This window comes from Nitratidesulfovibrio liaohensis, assembly GCF_011682075.1.
In the GTDB taxonomy this organism is placed as follows: Bacteria; Desulfobacterota; Desulfovibrionia; order Desulfovibrionales; family Desulfovibrionaceae; genus Cupidesulfovibrio; species Cupidesulfovibrio liaohensis.
This window is the reverse complement of record NZ_VSMK01000381.1, coordinates 1-2,720: the sequence shown is the minus strand read 5'-3', so window position 1 is coordinate 2,720 and position 2,720 is coordinate 1. Positions and strand designations below refer to the sequence as shown.

3 protein-coding genes are annotated in these 2,720 nt (G+C 68.3%); all 3 read right to left on the bottom strand.

All coding sequences use genetic code 11. The features are described 5' to 3' along the window. Positions 1-1,388 (bottom strand): sigma 54-interacting transcriptional regulator (locus FVW27_RS12615; RefSeq protein ID WP_167125644.1); only part of this gene is annotated, 1,388 nt, incomplete at its 3' end. Between the two features lie 176 nt (positions 1,389-1,564). Further along, positions 1,565-1,984: a DUF1634 domain-containing protein gene (locus FVW27_RS12610; RefSeq protein WP_167125642.1), complete on the bottom strand. Its 420-nt coding sequence runs from the start codon at positions 1,982-1,984 to the stop codon at positions 1,565-1,567. A 24-nt stretch (positions 1,985-2,008) separates the two neighbouring features. Further along, positions 2,009-2,720, bottom strand: a 712-nt coding sequence (locus FVW27_RS12605) for a sulfite exporter TauE/SafE family protein (RefSeq protein WP_167125640.1), incomplete at its 5' end; no start/stop codon positions are given.

Below are 2,720 nucleotides of genomic sequence, written 5' to 3'. Positions count from 1 at the left end.
GGCTGGCCGAATGCGCCGGATGCGCGCCCGGCCTTGCGCTCGCGCTCGGCGCGGCGGGCCTCGGCCTTGGCCTGGAAGAGATACGCGGGCAGGTGCGCGGGCATCACCGTTTCACCGTGGCACAGGGTGACGGCGTATTCGGCGATGTTGCGCAGTTCGCGCACGTTGCCCGGGAAGGGGTAGTCCAGCAGGGTGCGCAGGGCCTTGCCCGAGCAGCCGCGTACGGTCTTTTTCATCCGCGCGGCAAAATGCCCCATGAAATGGTTGAGCAGGAATTCGATGTCCTCGCCCCTGTCGCGCAGGGGGGGCAGGTGCAGGCGCACGGCGGACAGGCGGCGGAACAGGTCCTCGCGCAGGCGGCCTTCGGCCACCAGTTGTTCCGGGTCGCGGTTGGTGGCCACCACCAGGCGCACGTCGCAGGCCACAGGGTCGGTGGCGCCCACGGGGTAGATGACCCCCTCGTCCAGGAAGGCCAGCAGACGGCCCTGGATGGACAGGGGCAAATCGCCGATCTCGGTGAGGTACAGCGTGCCGCCCTGGGCCAGGCGGAACCGGCCCGGCTTGTTTTCTTCCGCGCCGGGGAAGGCGCCCTTGCGGTGGCCGAACAGTTCCGATTCGGCCAGAAATTCGGGCAGGGACGACAGGCTGGCCTTCACGAACGGCTCGCGGGCGCGGGATGACGCCTTGTGCACGGCCTCGGCCAGGGTGTCCTTGCCGGTGCCCGTCTCGCCGGTAACCAGCAGGGGGCCGTCATTCTGTGCCACGGCGGGCAGGGCCTGAAACACCCGTTCCATGGCCACGCTGCGTCCCACCAGCGGGCCGAAGGCCTCTCCCTTGGCGGTCTTTTCCTCAAGCTCGCGCACCAGCGTCAGGTCTTCCACGGCGTGCAGCCAGCCCACCACGCGGCCATCGGCATCGCGCAGGGGGGACATGCTCATGCGCACCGGGATGCGGCGGCGATGGCGGTTCAGGATGTCGCCCTCCTGTGCCGAGGGGGCGGGGGGCAACTCGCCGTCATCAATCATGTCGTAATGCGCGCCCGACGCCGTGGCCACGGTGACACCCGATGAGGTGGTCAGCGGGCGGCGCAGCGGGCAACGGTGCAGGCAGATGCTGGCACGCAGGGCGTGGCGGCAGGGTATGCCGCGCACTTCCGCCGTGGTGAAGCCGGTCAGGGTTTCCAGCGCGCGGTTCATCAGGCGGATGGTGCAGTCGGTATCCAGCAGGGCCACGCCCACGGGCAGGGCGTCCAGCATGGCGGCAAGATCCACCGGCAGGGGCGAGATGCCCGACACGTGCGGCAGCGGCGGCGCGCCGTGACGTGCGGGCGATCCGGCGCGGGGCCGGATGCTGTGCTGTGCTGCTGGGGCTGTCTGCTGCGTGGACACGAAGCACCTGTTCCGTCGTTGCGCGTTATGCCGGGCGCGGGGTGAGGACACGGAGCGTCCGGCGTCGGGGTTGTGGTCCGGGGCGCCGCGTCGCACCCCGGACCGTTGCCCATGGCAGTTCCACGGGCGGCACATTTTTGCAAGCGGCTGTGCCAGCCGCGTTTCAGATCGGAATGCTAGTGGCCGCCAGCGCCGAAGATGCCGGAAGCCGCCACGGTAAGCACGATGACTTCCAGTACCGCGATGGTGGCCATCAGCGGGTCCTTCTTCTTGAGGAAGGCGGGGATCAGCGTGAGGTAGCAGATGATGGTCATGCCCGCGAGCAGCACGATGCCGATGAAGTTCAGGAAGTCGCCTTGCAGGATCAGGACGGCCCAGCCCCAGCCGGTGGGCACGTTGCCCTGGGCCAGGTACACGCCCACGCGCTGGCTCCACAGCTGGGTGATGACGTCCAGCGGGATGTGCGGGGGCAGGATGCCCAGCACGTAGACGAGGTAGGTGACCACCATGATGGCCAGCGAACCCCAGCAGCCATAGTAGAGCAGGTTGGCGTAGGTCACCTGTTCCGGAGACGCCTTGACGGACTGATTGGACATGTCTGTTTCCTCCTGTGCCCCGGGCTAGATGCCCAGGCCCTTGAGCAGCGCCTTGCCGCCAGAGAACAGCAGCACGCCGATGACCATGTAGCGGATGAACTTGGGCTTGGCCACGGCCAGCAGGCGCACGCCCACGAACGAGCCCAGCATCAGGCCGATGATGGAGGGGATGGCCATCAGCGGGATGACGCAGCCCTGGTTCAGGTACACCCACGCGGCCGAGGTGTCGGTGATGGACAGCAGGAACTTGGAGGTGCCCACGGCCACCTTCAGCGGTACGCCCATGAGCAGGTTGAGCACCGGCACGTTGGCCCACCCGGCGCCCAGGCCGAACATGCCCGCCATGAGGCCGATGATGATGAACAGCAACAGGCCCGGCAGGGTGCGGTGGGTCTTCCAGTCGATGACCTCGCCGGTGGAGGGTTCGATGAACACGCCGTCCATGCCGAGCGCGATGCTGAGGGCGTCCTGCTTCTTCACTTCGGGGCGCACGGTGTTCTTGGACACCAGCAGCAATACGGCGATGAACAGGATGGTGCCGCCAAGGCAGATCTGCACCACGTTGGTGGGCAGGGCCAGGCCGACCATGGCCCCCACGATGGAGCAGGCAGAGGCGATGAGCGCCACGGGCAGGGCCAGGCGCAGGCTGGCCAGGTTGCGCTTCAGCAGGCCGGGGCCGGCTGCCAGCGCGCCCGCCAGGGCCACCAGCAGGCCCGCGCCGCGCACGAAGTCGAGG